Raw genomic sequence first — 200 nt, 5'->3', positions numbered from 1 at the left:
CTAATCCACCACCGAAGCGGCTTCATCGTTCGACTTGCATGTGTTAAGCACGCCGCCAGCGTTCGTCCTGAGCCAGGATCAAACTCTCCGTGAATGCTTACTCGCATCACAGGAAGAGCGGTCCGCCATGGTGGAATAAACCACGCGGACACAGCGTCCTCGCTGTTGTATTTCAAAGGAACCCTGCCCCGGCAACCGCC

General features: G+C 57.0%; 1 rRNA gene. It reads right to left on the bottom strand.

Annotated elements, in window-relative coordinates:
• Nucleotides 1–94, bottom strand: a 16S ribosomal RNA gene (locus IO40_RS36695); the annotation flags it as partial.
• Nucleotides 95–200: the final 106 nt, after the last annotated feature.

The sequence above is a fragment of the Streptomyces albus subsp. albus genome, from assembly GCF_000725885.1.
Classification (GTDB): Bacteria; Actinomycetota; Actinomycetes; order Streptomycetales; family Streptomycetaceae; genus Streptomyces; species Streptomyces albus.
The sequence above is the reverse complement of the archived record's forward strand: the minus strand, read 5'-3'. Positions and strand labels throughout refer to the sequence as shown.